The organism is Pseudanabaena sp. PCC 9330 (genome assembly GCF_055795045.1).
Genome location: NZ_JAYFES010000097.1, coordinates 1 through 19,567 on the forward strand (window position 1 = coordinate 1; position 19,567 = coordinate 19,567).

The following is a 19,567-nucleotide window of genomic DNA, read 5'->3' on the forward strand; positions in this document are numbered from 1 at the left end:
TAGACTCAAAGACATGGCTGAGGTGCTTAGAATTCAACACTTTGAGCGTAACCCTCAGCCTTTCTTTCTGCACTTCACTCGTTGTCGAACTCAGGTCTTTACTGCTCTCGTCCAGCCGTCCTTCCAGCCGCCCTAGCGACGTGATCGACTGCAGCAGCAAGACCAGATCGGTCTTGGGCTGCCCGTTTCGACTGCTCCAGGCCGCAATTAACCGCCGCAACTGCTCCAGCAAGGTCGCCTGCGCATTGGAGGCGATCGCGCTCCTCAACCGAATACGCTACTGGCGGTAGCGGCTTGATTGGATCCAACGCATGGTACATGCTCTGGAAAGGGTTACTCGCCACCAGCTTATGCTGGATACCCCAGTGACAAGCCGCTGACAACTGCATTAGGGTGCGGCAAGCCTGGGATTGGGTGGTGACTTTGAGGAGTCGTTGGCGAAACTTTAGCGGGTCTATCAACCCATCGGTCTTACACCGACCAATGTGGGCTTACTAGATGGGCGAAGCACCTGTTTTTACTGAAAGCCTATGGCGGAATTTGAACCCGCGACCGCTCGATTACGAATCGAACAAGAGTTGCCTTCTTGCAAGGGTTTTGGAAGGACAAAATTAGCTTAAACCCAGTTTACACCCAAATGGAATTCTTCCCCTATTTATCAGCCAATTTTGTTGCCGCCAACAGGCATTACTTGCTCCTATAAACGCTCAAAGCATTGTCTAGATTAGGGTTATAGACGATTGCTTCTCAGGCTCTTTCACAAGCAATCCCACTCTTCTAGAAAAGCCAGCGTGGAGTGAGAGGAGCGTCCCCTCAGTAGTGATAGAGCACTTGACCGTTGATCGAGTGGTCATCAGTGTCTTGTCGCCCAAGGAGTAGGATATTAAGGCATAGGCTAGTTTAAACCCCAAAAATGACACAGTTGTGGGAATTTCAATCTCTATTGAACCTTTCTGACTTGCAGAAGGGCTTACCCGCCATTACCCCGGCTTTTGGAGCAGCTCTTGCAGAAGCAGGTGCGATTTGACTCAGTGAGCAAGGGCATCAGCCTGGCGTTGCTCTTGAGGTGGAAGGCAGCTTTTCTGGAGCCTTTGTGCTCTTGTGGCCCCAGGTTACCGAGCAAATGCGCCGTTGCTGGAATGATCAGGATTACACCACCGAACAGGGTGCCTATGGTGTTGCATTGCTTTTAATCCAGCGGCTTACCAGCTCCACGGTTGTAGGGCGCTCTCGCCGAGGACTCGCCTTTGACTATTGGTTGGGGAATGTGTCCGATTCAGCTGAACTGCCTTTTGAGAAGTCTGCTCGACTGGAGGTATCTGGCATTCGTCGGGGCTATTCTCCTGCGGGGACAGTTCCTGAACGGAGGCCGGTTTGCTCCAGAGTTACACTGAAAGAGGCACAGGTGCAGGCCGCAGACAGTCTCTCGCCAGCCTACATTGCGGTTATTGAGTTTAGTCAGCCTTTAGCCTGGGTTGTGGAGCAATGAGTCAGGTTCAAGATATTCACCGGCAATCCATGGATTTGGCAGAACAGGCTGATCTTAAAAGACTGCGCGGAGAGACATCTCAGGTGCAAGCGCTTTTACGACAGGCGTTGGCATTAGAGGCCGAGGCGGCAGACATGGTGGCTAATGATATGACAGCTGAGCCGACCCGCTCTGTCTTACACCGTAGTGCGGCAGCCCTAGCTATCGAGTGTGGTGAGTTGTCCCTGGCAGAAAAGCTAATTGCCAGGGCTTTGGCCGGTGCTCCTCCCTCGGATATTGGCGTAGAATTTAAAGGCTTGTTTATCCAAATCAACCTGCGCAACTATCTCGATCGCTACGGGGTGACGCTGACAGAAGATCAGTTGCAGCTTTTATCGTGTTGATTGGCCGCGATCGCCCTCAACTGGCCAACAACTCCCCCTGTCCTTGAATGCGATGGTCATTCGACCCGCCCAAGGCGAGCGCACTACTGCTAAGTCAGCTCTGCCATCTCCTAGCGCTGAGCCTCATTGGCCCATAGATTCGGTCATACCCCCAGCTTCTAGGGGCTTAGCAAGCGTTGCAGATCAACCAAGTCAGTGGTGAGGGGCATCTACTTATTAGGTATAGGTACTGTAATGTTGTAGCTACCCCTTGCCAAGGTTGGTCGAGGGTGAACGCTAGCAATACAGAAGAATCATCTTGCTCTATGGTGTTCCCTTGGATAGAGTAAGGCTGCATCTCATGCGTCTACCATGCCAAGATCGCTCAGGGTTCGTCAAGCGTGCGTTGACACCGTAAAGCTAGCTGTCCGTCGCAGTGGCTTTCCAAGCCAACGGGCACTCTCAGAAGACATTGGCATGTCTCTGGCAACTGTTAACAACTTTCTCACGGGTAAACCTGTAGATCGCGCCATCTTTCTAGAGCTGTGCGATAAGCTCTCCCTCGATTCCAGGGATATCTCTGACCTTGGCCCAGACACTGGCGATCGCGACATCGCCAACCCTGGCCCAGAAACCAGCAATCCCCTTAGCCAGCGCACCCTGGCTGCGATCGTGTTTACGGACGTGGTGTCGTTTACCCAACGTATGTCAGATGATGAGCTGCACACCCTGCTCCTGGTGCAGCGAGACTTTCAGCAGATGGAGGCTCTATGCCAGCAGTTTGGCGGGCGAATGCTCAAAAATTTAGGCGACGGGCTGCTGCTCTATTTTAATAGTGCCGAGCAGGCCATACTCTGTGCGATCGCCATTCAGCAATCCCTAGCCACCGCCGCTATCAATCTTTCCCCCGCAGATACTCTGGAGCACCGCATTGGCATCGACCTGGGGGATGTGGTGCACCGCGATCAAGATGTTATGGGCAATAGCGTCAACCTGGCGGCCCGGCTACAATCCCAGGCGATTCCGGGCGGCATTTGCCTATCCCAATCGGTCTATGACGTGGTTAGCGCCAGTTTGCCCATCCCCGTCACCTATGGCGGCAAGCAAGCGATCAAAGGGCTGGAAGCTCCCCTGCCGATTTACCATATTGCTCCCCCTGCTGCCCTTTCTTCCCCACGCTCCCCATCTCCCCCATTCCCCCATGGCTTCACCCTCGACTGGGGCGAAGCCATGGATGTTTCGGTGTTCTATGGGCGCATCGCAGAGTTGGCCACCCTAGAGCACTGGATTGTGCAGGAGGGCTGCCGCCTGGTCACCCTACTGGGCATGGGTGGAGTCGGCAAATCGACTCTATCGGTGAAACTGGCGGAGCAAATTCAGGCTTCATTTGCGGTGGTGATCTGGCGATCGCTGCGCAATGCCCCGCCGCTGACCGACCTGCTGGCCGACCTGCTGATGGTGCTGTCTAACCAACGGGAGACCGACCTACCCGAGGCGATCGAAGGTCGAATTACCCGGCTGATCGCCCAGCTACAGCGCTCTCGCTGCCTGCTGGTGTTAGACAATGTGGAGTCAATTTTATCCACGGGTGACCAGGCCAGAGCCTATCGGGCGGGCTACGAGGCCTACGGTCAGCTGTTTCGGCGAGTGGGGGAAAGTCGGCACCAGAGCTGTTTGATGTTGACCAGCCGCGAAATGCCGGGGGGGTTGGCCACCAAAACGGGCAATACATCACCCATTCGATCGCTGCGGTTGGGGGGGCTAGACCCAGATGATGCCCAGGCCATCTTGCAAGACAAGGGCGTTGCGCCGCTGTCGATTAATCTGCAGCCGTTGATTGAGCGCTATTCCGGCAATCCCTTGGCCCTAAAAATTGTCTCCACCACCATCCAAGAGGTGTTTGGCGGGGATGTGACCCAGTTTTTAGAGCAGGGCACTGTGGTCTTTGGCGATATCTCTAACCTGCTAGAGCAGCAGTTTAATCGCCTGACCGGGTTTGAGCAGCAGGTAATGCTCTGGCTGGCGATCGCGCGGGAGGGGCGATCGCTTGCTGAACTGCGGGAGGCCATTTTGCCCCTAGCGACGGCTCGGGATCTGCTGGAATCGCTGGAGTCGTTGCAGCAGCGGTCGCTGATTGAAAAAGCCACTTCGCCAGGCCAGGCGGCGACCTTTACCCAACAACCGGTCGTGATGGAGTACGTCACCGAGCGGCTGATTGACCAAACCTGTGGCGAGCTGGTCAGTGGCGTTATTAGCCTATTGGATAGCCATGCACTCAGCCAGGCCCAGACCAAAGACTATTTGCGCAACGCTCAATATCGCCTGATTTTGCAGCCGATATTGGCGCAGTTGCAGCAGCAGTTGGGCGGCCAGCAAGCGGTTCAGGCCTGTTTAGATCAGGCTTTGACTTACCTCAAGGCGCGACCGTTTCAGCCGCCGGGCTATGGGGCTGGTAATCTGCTGAATTTGCTCAACCAGATGGGGGTGAAGTTAAGCGGCTATGATTTTTCTCACCTTCCGGTGTGGCAGGTTTACCTTCAGGGAGTGGACTTGCAGGGGGTGACCTTTGCCCACGCCGACCTGAGCCAGTCGGTTTTTACCCAAACCATGGGTGATGTGCTGGCGATCGCCTTCAGCCCAGACGGTACCCTGCTGGCCATGGGCATTGATCGGCAAATTTTGCTTTGGCGCATGGCCGATCGCCGCCAAATCGCCACCCTAGAGGGGCATACCGCCTGGGTACGCTGCGTGGCGTTTAGCCCTGACGGGCAGACCCTAGCCAGCGGCAGTCTCGACCATGCGATTTGCCTGTGGAATGTGCAGACGGGGCAATGCCTGAAGACTCTGCGGGGTCACACCAGCGATGTTCAATCGATCGCCTTTAGCCCGGAGGGCACTCTGCTAGCCAGCGGCAGCAACGACCATACCATTCGGCTGTGGGATGTGCAGACTCAGCAATGTGCTCAGACTTTGATAGGGCATGACAGTCGCATTTTAAGCATAATCTTTTCGTCGAATGGTCAGGAGTTGATCAGCACTAGCGATGATCAAACCGTTCGGTTTTGGCACCTGGCGACGAGCACTTGCCGGCAAACTATACCTACCCACGTCAACTGGCTGCTGTCTACGGCCCTCAGCCCAGATGGCACGATTCTGGTAACCGGCAGCGATCGCCAAACCGTAAAATTTTGGCATGTTCAGACGGGGGAATGCCTGGGGACGCTGCCCGACTACACCGCCACGGTTTGGGCGGTGGCCTTTAGCCCCGATGGGCAACGGCTGGCTACGGGCGGCGACGATAAAACCATTCGCCTGTGGGATGTGCAGACGCGCCAGTGCCTTAAGACCTGGCAAGCCCATAGCAACCAGGTGTGGCTGGTGGCCTTTAGCCCGGATGGGCAGACCCTAGTTAGCGGCGGTGAAGACCAGGCGGTAAAGCTGTGGGATGTGGCTTCGGGCCATTGTTTAACGACGATTACCTCTCACCGCAACTGGGTGGCGGCGATCGCCTTTAACCCCGACGGGCAAACCCTGGCCAGCGGCAGCAAAGACCAGCAACTGCGCCTGTGGGATGTGGCAACGGGGCATTGCACTAAGACCCAGGCGGGGCACAGCGATGTGATCACCGCGATCGCCTACAGCCCATCCCCCCTTTCCAAGGGGGGGCAGGGGGGGATCCTTGCTACCGGCAGCGATGACCACACTATTAAACTCTGGAATGCCGAAACTCTAGACTGTGTGAAAACGCTCTACGGCCATGACGGGTGGGTAGCGGCGATCGCCTTTAGCCCCGACGGCCAAACCCTGGTCAGCGGCAGCAGCGACAAAACCGTGAAGCTGTGGAACGTGCGATCGGGGGAATGTCTGCAAACGTTGGAGGGGCACAGTCAGCGGGTGAAGTCGGTGGCATTTCATCCCCAGGAGGCCGTTATCGCCAGCTGCAGCGATGACCATGCGGTGAAGCTGTGGGATATTGCGACGGGGAGCTGTGTGCAAACACTGGCAGGCCACACCGACTGGGTGCTCTCGGTGGCCTTTAGCCCGGATGGAACGCTGGTGGCAAGTGGCAGCGGCGATCGCACCATCAAGCTCTGGGATCTGCAAACGGGGAACTGTGTGAGCACGCTGGAGGGGCACGGCGATCGGGTGCGATCGATTGCCTTCTCCCCTCTTTCTAAGGGAAGGCAGGGATGGATCGTATTAGCCAGCGGTAGCGAGGATTGCAGCGTAAAGCTATGGGATGTGCGAAACGGAGCCTGTTTACAGACCCTCATGGGCCATGACCAGATAGTTTGGATGGTTACGTTTAATCACAAGGGCAGCCAAATGGCTAGCTGCAGTGATGACGGCACGATTCGAATCTGGGATAGTAAAACCGGAGAAAGCCTGAAAATCTTAATGCCCGATCGTCCCTACGAAGGGATGAATATCACCGGGGTGGTGGGGTTGACCTCGGCTCAAAAAGCCACCCTCTGTGCACTGGGGGCGATCTCAGAGTAACTCGTCCCCCTGCCCAAATCTTCTCAGGAGGGGACGGATAGACATCTACTGATCAGGAGCATCGACTATGACTGAAAACCCTAAACCCACCGGGGCAGAAGCGTCAGAGGTAATCCGCAAGCCTGTGGTGCTGCCTGTGGAAACAGAAACAACGGACGATGATACTCGCTCGGTGACCAAAGACAGGCTGCCGGGAGAGGGGGTGGCAGCCGAGCCCGAGGTGGAGAGAGCGCCCGTCATTCGTAAGCCCATAGTCTTACCCACAGAAACGGAGATGGATGATGACTCGCGATCGGTAACCAAAGACAGGCTGCCAAAAAAATTAGTAACGCCGGAACCAGAAAATGCGCAACCCGTAACAAGAAAGCCGATTGTCATTGAGCCTAAGTCACAGGAATGACCTCAACTGATCCAGGGCATCTACCACCGCATCCACAACAATCTATCGGGGATGTGACTATCTCAGGGGAAGACAACCCGCTTTCTCTGGTAAATGCTGGTGGTAATGCAATCATCGACCAATCGCGGCACATCATCTACAACTACTACTACCGGGAAGAGGCGAGAACGCTTTCGGTGGAGTCGGTTGGGCCGGGTGACGAATTGCCCTGCCCCTACCGGGGGTTGTTTCACTTTGGCCCTGAGGATGCAGAGTTTTTCTTTGGTCGAGAAGTCTTTGTCACCAAGTTGATAGACGTTGTTCAGACCCATGCTTTTGTGCCGGTGCTGGGGGCATCGGGTAGTGGCAAGTCTTCAGTAGTATTTGCGGGGCTGGTGCCCCGATTACAACAGACTGGGCACTGGCAATTCACCCACTTTCGCCCCGGCGAGGACCCATTTCACGGGCTGGCGACGGCCCTAGTGCCGATCTACACCCCAACGTTAGATGCTACGGAGCAAATGCGTCAGGCCCGGAGTTTAGCCCGCTATTTGCAGGATGGCAGTTTGCCCCTGGGGGATGTGATTGCCCAAATTCAACGGAAATACCCCAACCAGCGGGTACTACTGATTGCTGACCAGTTTGAAGAACTGTATACCCTCTGCAAGGAAGAACAGACTCGCCGCCAGTTTCTAGATTGTCTGTTGGCCAGTCTGTCTGTGGACCAATCCAACTCGTCACCCCTGGTGCTGGTGGCCACTATGCGGACAGACTTCTTAGGCAATGCCCTCTCCTACCGGCCCTTTGCGGATGTATTGCAATCGGGGGATGTGAAGCTGGGGGCGATGGACCGAGACGAACTCTGTGAGGTGATTGAAAAGCCAGCGGCCAAACTGGGAGTAACGTTTGAAGTTGGCCTAACGCAGAGAATTTTGAAAGATGTGGAGGACGAGCCGGGGAATTTACCACTATTGGAGTTTGCCCTGACGGAACTGTGGAAACGGTGCAATCAGCGACAGTTGACCCATGCGGCTTATGAAGCGATTGGCCAAGTGGATGGGGCACTGGCGCGCTATGCGGATCAAAAGTATGCCCAATTGAGTGAGGGTGAAAAAGAACAGGTGCGGCGGATTTTCATTCAACTGGTGCGACCGGGGGAGGGGACGGAGGATACACGACGATTGGCGACTAAGGCAGAACTGGGGGAAGAACGGTGGGCTTTAGTGAAGCGGTTAGCGGATACACGCCTGGTGGTGACCAACCAGGATGAGACGAAACAAGAAACAGTGGAGGTGGTGCATGAGGCGCTAATTCGCAACTGGGGAGAGTTGCGGGGTTGGATGGAGCGAGATCGCAGCTTTCGTGCTTGGCAGGATCGAATGCGGTGGGCGATGAGGCAATGGGAAAAAACTCACAAAGATAAAGAAGCCCTATTAAGGGGGGTATCGCTGGCAGAGGCAGAAGGATGGTTGAAGGAACGAAAAGAATATTTGATTTTGTCTGAACAAAACTTTATCCAAAAAGGCATTACTTTACGTAATTCCCTACGCCGCCGAACAACTTTAGGTCTGATCAGCTTCTCAAGCTTTGCTTTGATGCTGACTGGATTCGCCCTTTATCAATGGCAACAAGTGGCTCGACAACAAGTGAAACAGGGAGCCACAACTGCAGAAGCTTTATTAGCAGCAAACCGACCTGCTGATGCAGTTGTTAGTGCTGTTGCTGCTATAGGCTTAGGACAGTCTCCCTTCATTCAATTTCCAGCGTTTTCTGACAACTCTGCCCGTGACAGTTTGATAGATGCGGTTCAGGTTAATCAAGAAATCAATCGGTTGCATGACGACAACTTCTTTAATTCGGTCATTTTCAGTGCCAATGGCAAACAAATTATCAGCGCAAACTGGAATGGAAAAATTCGGATTTGGGATGCTTATACAGGTCAATCTATTAATACCTTAGGAGAAGGTAAGTTTGGGATTTTGTCAGTTGGCATCAGTCAAGATGGACAGTGGATTGTTAGCGGTTGTCAAGATAATACTGTTCGGGTTTGGAATGTTCAAACAGGTCAACAGATAGGCGAGTCTTTAAGAGGACATCAAGGACCCGTTACATCGGTTGCTATTAGCCAAGATGGGCAGCAGATTGTCAGTGCCAGTGAGGATGAGATAATTCGGATTTGGGATGCCAATACCAGGCAACCTATCGGTGAACCTTTAAGGGGACACCAAGGAGCTGTCACATCGGTTGCTATCAGCCAAGATGGGCAGCGGGTTATCAGTGCCAGTGAGGATGAGACAATTCGGATTTGGAATGCTAATACCAGGCAACCTATCGGTGAACCTTTAAGGGGACACCAAGGAGCTGTCACATCGGTTGCTATCAGCCAAGATGGGCAGCGGATTATCAGTGCTAGTAAGGATGGGACAATTCGGATTTGGAATGCTAATAATCAACAACAAATTGGGCAGCCCCTAATGGGTCACGAAAGCGAGGTTTTGTCAGTATCGTTGAGCCGGGATGGCAAACGGATTGTCAGTGGAAGTCTCGACGATACAATCCGCATCTGGGATACCGATACAGGACAACCGATTGGGTTCCCCTTGGGAGGACATGAAGGACAAGTTTCTTCAGTATCCTTTAGTCCTGATGGTAAGTGGGCTGTTAGTGGCAGCCATGACCAAACAGTTCGTATTTGGGATGTCAGCAGAGGTAAACCCCTAGGACGACACGATCAGGAAGTGGCGTCAGTTGCTTTTAGTAGAGATGGAAAGTGGATTGTTAGTGGCAGTTATGATTCTACTATCCGCGTCTGGGATGCTATTACGGGGCAACCAATTGGCCAACCGCTACGTGGGCATGAAGCTAGTGTTCGGTCAGTAGCTATCAGTGATGATAAAAGGTTAATTATCAGTGGTAGTTCAGATAAAAGTATTCGCATTTGGGACACTAATACTAGGAAATTAACTGGAAAACCGTTGTATGGACATACAGGGCAGATTGTATCAATAGCTATCAGTCGTGATGGAAAATGGTTGGTTAGCAGTAGTACAGACGGATCTATTCGCATTTGGAATGTTAACACTCACAGGTTAGTTGGCCTACTTTTACAAGAAAATGAAGAGTCTATATGGTCTGTAGCTATTAGTCCTAATGGAAAACGGATCGCTAGTGGTGGACCAAATAATAATGCTTACATTTGGGATGCTGACACAAAGCAAATTCTGCTTACTTTACACGGTCATAATAAACCTGTCGTATCAGTTGCTTTTAGCTCTGATAGTAACCGGATTGCTACCAGTAGTACAGATAGAACTATCCGTATTTGGGATACTCAAACGGGAAAACCTATTGGTCAAATACTATCTGGTCATACTGATTCTGTTCTCCACATTGCCTTTAGCCCTGAAAATGATTTAATTGCTAGCGCTAGTAAAGATAGGTCTATTAGGCTTTGGGATGTAGAAACAGGAGTATTAATGGGATACTTTGTGCATCCAAGTAATCATAGCAAAGCGTTTTTTCCATCAATTGCTTTTAGCCCTGATGGCAAGTGGATTGCTACTGGAAGCGAAGACAAAACCGTTCGCGTTTGGCCAATCAATTGGTTGACCTCATGGGAAAGTCCTCTTCAAGAAGTGTGCCATCAAATGCAAAACTATTTCACTATTAACCAAAGTGAAAGTGATATTACGGCTAAGGCTAGAGCAATCTGTCAACGAAATCTAAGCCAGAAAAGGGATTAGCAAGAAACTATTTTTAGTATGTATAGCTGAACTAACTGTCATTCTCAACATTAATTTCATGATGTCGAGGCATTCTTAAGCTTCCTGCCTGAAATTATAGAGTTCAAGAGTAGGATTATCCCCTAGGGGCTTACAGTCAGGTCCCTCACAAACACCGCTGCACTGGCCACACGTTGAATTTTGGTGAACGAGTTGAGTTCTAATCTCCGTTCTTCTCTTGTCCGAAATGCTTGACCAAGTATTTTCATAATTTTTGTTGATAGATGTTTTGCGAGCTGTCACAAAATTAACAACTTCTATATTCTTAAATTTATGATTCTTTAGTATTTGATTGAATTCATCGAATACTGTATCTGAATATTCCTCAACATCTTCTCGAATAATGCTTGCTGAGCGAGCAGTCAGGAAACTTACAATTTCAACATCTTTCAATCCAAGTTTCCAAAGCACCTGGTTAAAGGCGCAGTAGATTGGGTCTAAAGCAGCTCTAATCTCTTCAGTCGTGAATTCTAGACTGCTATCGCTTGCTTCATCAGTCATGATTTCGCCCTGTTTATAATTGATAGTCTTTGTCTCGGCGATAAACAAAAGAATTGGAAGTAATTGTCAATGATTGCAATAACAATTAATTCTTTTACTTTTATTTAATACCACAGTAGCCAGTCTAAGCCTCAAAGCTCAAGCCTTTTGCTCATATATAAGAGTTTAGCCGAATGCCTAAATTTCGTCTAGATTAAGCTACCTAGTCGTTTTGCTTTTTGACCTATTAACCCACAATCGGTCTTTGACCACTATAGGGTCTACATTGATTCGTACTCTGCAAGCCTACCAGCACGCCGAAGTCGTTGGCCTGGAAATTGGCATTTCAGCATACGACTGGCGTACTCCTTGCTGGGTAGGTAGCACCTACAACCAGGCTGACAAAGTCATGTTTGCCTGCGAAAAATCTGTCGCTCTTGAACCAGAAAACGGCTACAACATCGACAGTCTCGGTCTGGTCCGTGCCCTCACGGGCAACACCCAGGGGGCCATTGCCTATCGCATTAACCTTTGACGAAGACGCCAAAGCCCAGCGCCAAGGCTGGGTTGATGCCCTGGAGAAAGGCGGTAACCCCTTCACCCCCGAGGTGCTGGAGTCTCTGAGGTAGCGAGTAGCTGCTACGGGCTAATCTCCGTCTTTCCAACAAAATCTGTCCTGACGACAGATTTCACGTTTTTTGGGCAGAATACAAACCTCCTTTTCTTTGAGGCAAACCCTCATTCAGGCAATTGTCTGCAAACTTGTCAGTCAGGAAGTCAGAACAACTCAGTCATACTCAGGCCTGATCTCAGATAGCTCCCGGCTTTGATAGAGAAGTAACACAAAAGGAAATCATCAACGCGACCGTGCAAGATTTCCTCTCATGAACCTCTAACACTAAAATAAGGAGAAAATCATGCCTCTACAAGTTGGTGTGAGTTTGAATGTCAATGTAGATGCTTTGGGCATTGCTCAGGCAATTGCATCTGCTGTTAATGCTGAGCAAAATCGGGAGGGATTTGTAAAAAATTTGATGGAATCAACATTCTACTCTGCTGGTCAACGCTACAACGTGATGGTTTTTAATTTGAGCCAAGGCTACAATGACCGTTTTCGCGGCGTTCAGTTTTATGGCTCAGCAGTCTACACAGGTGGTATTACTTATGGTATTTGGGCTTTCGAGGAAGGCAATTTTACCAATGAAGGAGACGGCGGCTACATCAACTGGGCTTTTAGAGGGAAGTTCGACCGAGATGGTAAACAAGTTACCTTTCATCAGCTTTAGCCAGACTTAATCTTCCAAGCGTTAGCTTGCTAGATCGAATATAAGAGTTGCGATCGCTTCGTTTCGACGGGCGATCGTTTTTTGTTGGGTTGCCTCGAGGCTTGGCACAGCAAAAACTCACGAAACTAAGGATAGAAATCAGAACAAATCAGTTGAAGTCAGGCTTGAACTCAGTCAGCGAGACATTTCAATAGACCTATCAGCAAAAGGAAAGATCGCTAGCGATCGCTCACTGTCAACCCCTTGCTAATAGCAAGCACATTAGAGCTTACTTGCTCAACCTAAAAACCAAACCTACAAGGAGTCCATTGATGTCTCAATCCTCTCGTCCTAACAAACAGCAAGTTACGTCGACGAAGCGAACCTCAAGTAAATCAAACTCAATGGTTCAGGAAATTCTTAATGCCCATAATCATTATCGAGCCCAGGTTGGCGTACCGCCTCTCACCTGGTCAAACACCTTAGCCCGTCATGCTCAGCAGTGGGCAAACCATTTGGCCTCTCGAGGCGGTGTCTTGCAACACAGCAAGGGTTCAGGTGAAGGCGAAAACCTGTGGATGGGCACAGCCGGTCGATTCAGCTACACCCGTATGATTCAGAGTTTCGGCAATGAAAAGCGGTACTTTGTGAAGGGTGCTTTCCCGAATGTGAGTTCAACCGGCAGGTGGCAAGATGTTGGCCACTACACCCAGGTTGTCTGGCGCAAGACCACTCAGGTCGGCTGCGCTATGGCTCGGGTCAACGGTAAAGATATCTTAGTTTGCCGTTATAACCCACCGGGCAACTATCGGGGTCAATCGGTTTTCTAGCAATCGTTCCCTGTAGATCCCCACTGAAGGAAAGCTTTTGCTAGGGAAAGCTTCTTCTTTTCAAACATCGACTGGAGTATAGAGCCACAAAAGTACGAATCACAAAACCCTAGCTCAAAAGCCAAAGCAAAGTTAGATGTTGTCAGGCTTGTACTTAGGTATTTAGGTCGTTTAGTTAAATCACGGCCTGACACAGATTACTTTCAGCCTGTCTGGCCATTTTGATACACTCTAGAGGAAATTTACCCATGACGACTTATCAGTCGAACTCTAAACAAGGCGATAACAAAATTATTCTTGCTGTTGTCCCTGAAATCATTCGAGCCCTCACCCCAATCCTAATAGCCGCAATAGGTGGAGGAATTGGTATTGCTGTGCTTGCACTAGGCCCTTCTAGCTCATCAAATACTCAGGCTGCTGGATTTGGTCTGGCTAGCACTGCGATCGCGGGTGCGGCTGGTCTTGCCCAAGCTAAGAACCAGAAAGATGAATAATTTGCTCAAAATACTTGAGCAAATCATATTCCGGCTAACTATCGACTCTCACAATAAGGAGATCAAATTATGACTACTCATTCTAGACCTAATACTAACCCTAAGGCCAATACTGAGACATCTTCAACTCTGTCCAAGATGATTCAAAGCTCGTACAAACTTCTTGGAAAGAAGTTTAAGCAGGTAAATAATTTTGTCAAGAAGAACACAGAGATTTCTGCTGGATTCCTTGCCATTCTTGCCACTGTTGGCGTAGGCTTGTCTTCCTATCATGCAACCCTTAAGGCCGCTAATATCCAGTCTAATTCAGCCATTGAGGCGGCAAGAATTCAGTCGACTACTCCTTTGAGGACTTATATTGATGGCATGAATACTCTCCTCATCCTGAGAGGAAGTAGTGTATCTAAGCCTACCTTTGAAGAGGACGTTAGAGTAATACTCAAATCGAATGCATTCCAGGCCCTACGCAATCTGACCAGTCAAGAGAAGGGAACTTTTGTCCGCTTTTTAGCTGAAAAGGAGCTCATCAAAGCTGATCAACCGAAAATCTTATTAGCGGGAGCGGATCTCCGTTCTATTGACCTGAAAGATGCCTGGTTGCCCGATATTAGCTTGCAAAGGGCCTATATTTTAGATGCCAATCTTGTTAATGCCGATTTAACCAGGGCTAACCTAAGTGATGCGGTCATGCAAAGAACTGATTTGACGGGAGCGGTATTAACCGATACCAATTTTGCTGGCGCTGATCTGACTGATGCTCGATTAGATATTGATAAAGCTATACAGGCAGGAGCAAACTTTTGTGACGCAATTATGCCCAATGGCACCATCCAAGAATGTTGATAGATCCCGCTAGGGCATAGGCTTTGGCCACTTAGCTTGAGGCTAGGTGGCCTTTTCTTATGGCTAGAGACTGTCTAGCTATGTTTTCCAAAATTAGGTTTTTCAGCGATAATCAGCGGTAATTCGCTATGGCTCAGTTAGTCCAGAAAAATGAGGTTGCATCGTGAATCCGATAAAAATTCTCATATTAACGTCCAACCCGATTATTACGGGCTCAGAGCCACTGGGTCTAGATACAGAAGTGCGGCAGATACAGGATGCTATTCGGCGATCGCAACATCGTGATCGCTTTCAGATCGTCACTCAGCTAGCTACCCGTCCAAGCGACCTGCGCCGGGCTCTACTCGATAACAGCCCTCAAATTGTTCATTTTTCGGGCCATGGTACTGAAAATAAAGAATTGGTTCTAGAAGATAATGCTGGCAAGATGAAAGGCGTCAGTGCCGATGCTCTGGGCCGTCTGTTTGGGGCCTTTAGTGAAAGCACTATTGAATGCATACTTCTAAACGCCTGCTATTCAGAGATGCAGGCCAAGGCAATTCATCAATTCGTGGACTGCGTGATTGGCATGAACCAGCCCATCACCGACCAGTCGGCGATCAAATTTGCTGAGGGATTTTATGACGCCCTGGGTGCGGGTAGAACCTATGCGGAAGCTTTCAATATTGGCTGTAGCGGCATTGATTTGAACGGTAGCCCGGAATATTTAACCCCTCAACTCATTGGTGGCAAACGAGGACGGGCGATTTCACCAGTTGAACAAGGTATTTTAGAATCTGAGGCTACACCCGCTTCAATTGCAGACCCAATCCTACCAGCTCCATCCCAATCGATTGGCAATGTCACCATTAGCGGCAGCAATAATCCGTTCTCTGGGGTGAATGCCAGTGGTAATGCGACGGTGTCGCAGAATAATTCGCGGCAGTCAATGACAATTAGCGGCGGCACCTTCTCTGGACCAGTAGGGCAGGCGGGGGGAGACCTGCATCAGATCCAATATCAAAATCTGGGGGAGGTCACCAAGCCGTTATCCCCAGCGGAGGTGGTTCAACTGATCGCTCAGATCCAAAGCCTCTTAGGCGCTTCGATGTTACCAGAGGCCCAAAAAAGCAAGGTCACAAAGTATTTAGAGGTGGCTAAAGAAGAAGCCAACAGTGAGGGACCGGAGAAAGAGTTTGCCGCTAAAAATTTGCAAAAGGCCGCTAAGATCTTGAAAGAGACGAACGGTGCAGTTGAAACGGGACAGTCCATCTGGGAAAAGGTAGCCCCTATCTTGAGTAAGCTTCTGCCCTGGCTAGGTGTCGCCCCAAAGTTCTTGGGGTTGTAGGGGCATAACATGACTGAGACGAATAGCTCTCGTCAAGACTCTCATATCAGCGGTGGTAACTTCTCTGGCCCGGTAGGACAAGCTGCGAGAGACCTGCACCAGATCCAAAATCAAACCAATAATCACTATCACAATCATTTTGGAGGGGACCTGCCACAGCCGCAGTCCAAAGGGCCAAAGCCTTTACCAAGGGTGCGATTACCTGAGAACTATGTGCAACGACCCGCGGCGCTGGCGGCCGTGAAAGAAAAGCTCTTGGTAACAGATGGGCAAACGGTGGTGGTCAGCGCGATCGCCGGTCTGGGTGGCCTGGGCAAATCTGTTTTGGCCACGGCAGTGGTTCTAGATCCTGATGTGCAAGATCGCTTTACTGACGGCATTTTGTGGGTGACGCTAGGGCAAAACCCCGATTTGCAAACTTTGCTGGGGGATTGGATTCGCACTCTGGATAAGTCTCGGGATGCCTTTAGCGCTAATACTCTAGAGTCGGCCTCGCAATATTTGCATACCCTGCTTACCGATAAACGCATGCTCTTGGTGGTCGATGATGTTTGGAATGCCGCCCATGCGGAGTGGTTTAGGGTGGGTGGGGGTGGCTGTCGAGTTTTGGTCACGACTCGGGAGGCACAGATCGAGGGTGCAGAGCGTTACTCTCTAGATTTGATGTCGGAGTCAGAAGCCCTCGATCTTGTTCAGCAAAAGTTGGAACACCAGTGGCAAGCCGAGCAGGAGGTCGAGGTCAAAGCCTTTGCCAAAGTCTTGGGCTATTTACCCCTAGCGTTAAATTTGGCGGCGAATCAGGTGCAGGATGGTCTGACCTGGGCCGAGTTGCGCTCAGAGTTTGAAAACGAGCGACAAGCCGTCGCCTTAGAGGTTTTAGACCAGTCGGAGGCCTGGGACGTGCTGGATGAAGAACAGCAGCGTCAATACAGCTTACGGGCCTGTTTCAACTTAAGTTTGCGGCGGCTAAAGCCAGAGCAGTTGAGGCAGTTTACCTGGCTGGGGGTGCTGCCGGAGGATGCCAATTTAGAAGTACCGGTCGCGTCTGTACTGTGGGATTTATCCTCAATTAGGGCCAAAAAAGCTCTGATTGATCTGCGGCGGCGCTCGTTTCTGACCGATGGGGTAGCTATTACTGAGGGAGAGCCAACCTATCGGGTGCATGACTTAATGCATGATATGGCGCGGAGCTTGATCGAATGCTCGCAAACGGTAGATGCGACGGCATCCATGCCATTACCAGGGCTAGGGATCAGCCTGGCTACCGCACACCAGCAATTTTTAGACCGCTATAAACAACGTGCAACCGATCAACGCTGGGATGGCCTACCCAATGATGGCTACATCCATCGCCACCTGACCTGGCACCTGCAACAGGCTGATCAAATAGATGAGATCCACACTCTGTTGGCCCTGAGCGATCGCCAGGGTCGAAATGCCTGGTTTGAGGCGTGCGATCGTATCGGTCAACCAGCCATTTTTGTGGAAGATGTGGCCCGAGCCTGGGCGATCACGGAGCAGTCCCATGACTCAGAGCCAACCCAGTCCATTGTTTGGCAATGCCGGTACGCGTTGATTACCGCAACGCTTAAGAGTTTGGAAGCGAATCTGCCCATCGAAATGATGGCGGAGTTTGTTAAACGCAACTTTTGGACGGTGGATCAAGCCTGGGCTTATGTGGAGCAAATGCAGGAGGAGCGAAACATTGCAGCAGCTATCCCAGCATTGGCCCCCTATCTGTCTAGCCCTATGTTTCAGGAAGCATTGGAGATGGCGCGGAAGATTCAGGATGAGTACAACCGGGCTTATGCCTTGATCGAGCTAGCGAAGCTTGATAGTACCTATTTTGCGGAGGCATTGGCGGCGGCGCGGAGGATTCAGGATGAGTACCGACGGGCATGTGCCTTGAGCGAGTTGGCAACTCTCGATAGTACCTATTTTGCGGAGGCGTTGGAGACGGCGCGGAGGATTCAGGATGAGTACTGGCGGGCCGGGGTCTTGAGCAAGCTGACGACTCTCGATAGTACCTATTTTGTAGAAGCATTAGAGGCAACGCGAGGGATTCAGAATAAGTCCAGTCGGGCCTTGGCCTTGGGCAAGTTGGCAACTCTCGATAGCGCCTATTTTGCGGAGGCGTTGGAGACGGCACGGGGGATTCAGGATAAGTCCGGTCGGGCCAGGGTCTTGAGCGAGTTGGCAACTCTCGATAGTGCCTATTTTTTGGAAGCGTTGGAAACGGCGCGAGGGATTCAGGATGAGTACTGGCGGGCCAGGGTCTTGAGCGAGTTGGCAACTCTCGATAGTGCCTATTTTGTAGAAGCATTAGAGGCAACGCGAGGGATTCAGGATGAGTGCTATCGAGTTGAGGTATTAAGTAAGCTGGCGACCCTCGATAACGCTTATTTTGTGGAAGCGTTGGAGACGGCGGAAGGAATTCAGGATGAGTACAATCGAGCCTGCGTCTGTAAGAACCTAGCGACCCTCAGAGAAGCGGATTGCTCTGGATTGTTGGAAATAGCTCGGGGGATTCAGGATGAGTACAGTCGGGCCAATGCCTTAATCGCGCTAGCGACCCTCGATAGCACTTACTTTACAGAGGCGTTAGAGATAGTGCGGGCGATTCAGAATCGATCGAGTCGAGCTAGGGTCTTGAGCAAGCTAGCGACTCTCGATAGTGCCTGTTTTGTAGAAGCATTAGAGGCAACGCGAGGGATTCAGGATGAGTACAGTCGGGCCGGGGTCTTGAGCAAACTGGCAAAGATCGATAGCGCCTATTTTGCGGAGGCATTGGAGACGGCACGGGGGATTCAGGATAAGTATAGTCGGGCCAGGGTCTTGATCGAGTTGGCAACTCTCGATAGTGCCTATTTTGTAGAAGCATTAGAGGCAACGCGAGGGATTCAGGATGAGTACAGTCGGGCCGGGGTCTTGAGCAAGCTGGCGACTCTTGATAGCGCCTATTTCGCAGAGGCGTTGAAGACGGCACGGGGGATTCAGGATAAGCACCGGCGGGCCTGGATCTTGAGCGAGTTGGTAAAGATCGATAGCGCCTATTTTGCGGAGGCGTTGGAGACGGCGCGGGGAATCCAGCAGGAGGGCTTGAGGTGCCGTGTCTTAAGCGAGCTGGCTCAAATGCTTCCCCAGAATTTATTCTCCCAGGTAGAGCGGGCAATTTCTGAGATCACCTACAAACGATTCCGTGCCATCGGCATCAGCGGTTCCCTTTACCGTCTTCCTCTTGCGACCCTGCCTTATGCCGACTGGCAGTCGTACCTTCGCATCCTCGCCCAGCGTCAGCGATCAGACCTCATGCAAGATCTCGTTACCCTCTATCCCGCCATTCTCCATCTCGGCGGAGCCGCCGCAATGCGAGGGGTAGTCAATGCTATGAAAGAAGTCTGTACTCAATGGAAGTAGGTGCCCTCAGAAGCTCGAACGCACTACCCAGTGAGACCTGATTACCATGCCCTCCACCAGCTGAACCGAGCAGACAATCTAACCTATTTCTGGTAAGAAGAGCTTACTTGCCCAACGGCAGGGCAATAAGCTCTTGACCTTGGGCAATGTTTGAATCTAATAGGCATCAGAGGGTCAGCTCATGGAACAAAACCCATCAGGAACCCAGCATCAACAGGCTGGAGATATTGGTATCTCTGGCCATGACAACCCCGCCGCCTTCGTCAACGCCGCTGGTCAAGCCACCGTTGACCAGTCTCGCCACCCTGGTTGACTGACAAAAGTTGGCTGAAAGCTGCTAAAAAGCTTGTGGTACGGTAGTTTCAGGGATTGGAGGAAGAAGTGGGGAGCCAGCGTTCT

General features: G+C 51.1%; 13 protein-coding genes and 1 pseudogene. 12 read left to right on the plus strand and 2 right to left on the minus strand.

What is annotated here, in order from left to right; genetic code table 11:
- The coding region (locus tag AC0QKW_RS10460) for a hypothetical protein (protein ID WP_473151011.1) at nucleotides 1-232 on the minus strand (232 nt) is incomplete at its 3' end.
- Nucleotides 233-1,485: 1,253 nt separating this feature from the next.
- On the opposite strand from AC0QKW_RS10460, the gene AC0QKW_RS10465 reads away from it, so the two are divergent.
- From AC0QKW_RS10465 to AC0QKW_RS10480, 4 genes are all read left to right on the plus strand, one after another.
- Complete coding sequence (locus tag AC0QKW_RS10465; RefSeq protein WP_473151012.1) at nucleotides 1,486-1,872, plus strand: hypothetical protein; 387 nt, start codon at nucleotides 1,486-1,488, stop codon at nucleotides 1,870-1,872.
- A gap of 456 nt (nucleotides 1,873-2,328) precedes the next feature.
- Nucleotides 2,329-6,351: a WD40 domain-containing protein gene (locus tag AC0QKW_RS10470; protein ID WP_473151013.1), complete on the plus strand. Its 4,023-nt coding sequence runs from the start codon at nucleotides 2,329-2,331 to the stop codon at nucleotides 6,349-6,351.
- 67 nt (nucleotides 6,352-6,418) lie between these two features.
- A complete protein-coding gene (locus tag AC0QKW_RS10475) occupies nucleotides 6,419-6,751 on the plus strand; it encodes a hypothetical protein (RefSeq protein WP_473151014.1) in 333 nt (110 codons plus the stop codon).
- Nucleotides 6,748-10,473: a WD40 repeat domain-containing protein gene (locus AC0QKW_RS10480; protein WP_473151015.1), complete on the plus strand. Its 3,726-nt coding sequence runs from the start codon at nucleotides 6,748-6,750 to the stop codon at nucleotides 10,471-10,473. The genes AC0QKW_RS10475 and AC0QKW_RS10480 overlap by 4 nt, the downstream gene beginning before the upstream one ends.
- A 75-nt stretch (nucleotides 10,474-10,548) precedes the next feature.
- Here the strand turns inward: AC0QKW_RS10480 and AC0QKW_RS10485 are convergent, their stop codons facing one another.
- On the minus strand, nucleotides 10,549-11,013 hold the full coding sequence (locus tag AC0QKW_RS10485) for a hypothetical protein (protein WP_473151016.1): 465 nt from the start codon (nucleotides 11,011-11,013) through the stop codon (nucleotides 10,549-10,551).
- Nucleotides 11,014-11,257: 244 nt separating this feature from the next.
- Between AC0QKW_RS10485 and AC0QKW_RS10490 the strand changes: the two genes are divergently transcribed.
- The 8 genes and pseudogenes from AC0QKW_RS10490 to AC0QKW_RS10525 all read left to right on the plus strand — a co-directional run bounded on the left by AC0QKW_RS10490 (nucleotide 11,258) and on the right by AC0QKW_RS10525 (nucleotide 19,481).
- Entirely contained in the window at nucleotides 11,258-11,527 is a 270-nt protein-coding gene (locus AC0QKW_RS10490; protein WP_473151017.1) for a hypothetical protein, read from the plus strand.
- A gap of 400 nt (nucleotides 11,528-11,927) precedes the next feature.
- Nucleotides 11,928-12,278 (plus strand): annotated as a pseudogene (locus tag AC0QKW_RS10495) (stress protein); the annotation flags it as partial.
- Between the two features lie 311 nt (nucleotides 12,279-12,589).
- The gene (locus AC0QKW_RS10500; protein ID WP_473151018.1) at nucleotides 12,590-13,087 is read left to right on the plus strand and encodes a CAP domain-containing protein; all 498 of its coding nucleotides are present in this window, start codon (nucleotides 12,590-12,592) and stop codon (nucleotides 13,085-13,087) included.
- 248 nt (nucleotides 13,088-13,335) lie between these two features.
- Nucleotides 13,336-13,581, plus strand: coding sequence for a hypothetical protein (locus tag AC0QKW_RS10505; RefSeq protein ID WP_473151019.1), 246 nt, complete (start codon nucleotides 13,336-13,338; stop codon nucleotides 13,579-13,581).
- A 69-nt stretch (nucleotides 13,582-13,650) separates the two neighbouring features.
- Nucleotides 13,651-14,424 (plus strand): pentapeptide repeat-containing protein, encoded by a 774-nt coding sequence (locus AC0QKW_RS10510; protein ID WP_473151020.1) that lies wholly within the window; start codon nucleotides 13,651-13,653, stop codon nucleotides 14,422-14,424.
- A gap of 163 nt (nucleotides 14,425-14,587) precedes the next feature.
- Nucleotides 14,588-15,751: a CHAT domain-containing protein gene (locus AC0QKW_RS10515; protein ID WP_473151021.1), complete on the plus strand. Its 1,164-nt coding sequence runs from the start codon at nucleotides 14,588-14,590 to the stop codon at nucleotides 15,749-15,751.
- Nucleotides 15,752-15,991: 240 nt separating this feature from the next.
- Nucleotides 15,992-19,168 carry an NB-ARC domain-containing protein gene (locus AC0QKW_RS10520; protein WP_473151022.1) on the plus strand — a complete coding sequence of 1,059 codons (3,177 nt, stop codon included), beginning with the start codon at nucleotides 15,992-15,994 and terminating at the stop codon, nucleotides 19,166-19,168.
- A 181-nt stretch (nucleotides 19,169-19,349) separates the two neighbouring features.
- Nucleotides 19,350-19,481, plus strand: a complete 132-nt coding sequence (locus tag AC0QKW_RS10525) for a hypothetical protein (protein WP_473151023.1) — start codon at nucleotides 19,350-19,352, stop codon at nucleotides 19,479-19,481.
- Nucleotides 19,482-19,567 lie beyond the last annotated feature (86 nt).

Excerpts from the sequence above, each read along its gene's own strand:
- AC0QKW_RS10465 (WP_473151012.1), top strand. The coding sequence starts at position 1,486 with ATGAGTCAGGTTCAAGATATTCACCGGCAATCCATGGATTTGGCAGAA.
- AC0QKW_RS10470 (WP_473151013.1), top strand. The coding sequence starts at position 2,329 with ATGTCTCTGGCAACTGTTAACAACTTTCTCACGGGTAAACCTGTAGAT.
- AC0QKW_RS10475 (WP_473151014.1), top strand. The coding sequence starts at position 6,419 with ATGACTGAAAACCCTAAACCCACCGGGGCAGAAGCGTCAGAGGTAATC.
- AC0QKW_RS10480 (WP_473151015.1), top strand. The coding sequence starts at position 6,748 with ATGACCTCAACTGATCCAGGGCATCTACCACCGCATCCACAACAATCT.
- AC0QKW_RS10485 (WP_473151016.1), bottom strand. The coding sequence starts at position 11,013 with ATGACTGATGAAGCAAGCGATAGCAGTCTAGAATTCACGACTGAAGAG.
- AC0QKW_RS10500 (WP_473151018.1), top strand. The coding sequence starts at position 12,590 with ATGTCTCAATCCTCTCGTCCTAACAAACAGCAAGTTACGTCGACGAAG.
- AC0QKW_RS10505 (WP_473151019.1), top strand. The coding sequence starts at position 13,336 with ATGACGACTTATCAGTCGAACTCTAAACAAGGCGATAACAAAATTATT.
- AC0QKW_RS10510 (WP_473151020.1), top strand. The coding sequence starts at position 13,651 with ATGACTACTCATTCTAGACCTAATACTAACCCTAAGGCCAATACTGAG.
- AC0QKW_RS10525 (WP_473151023.1), top strand. The coding sequence starts at position 19,350 with ATGGAACAAAACCCATCAGGAACCCAGCATCAACAGGCTGGAGATATT.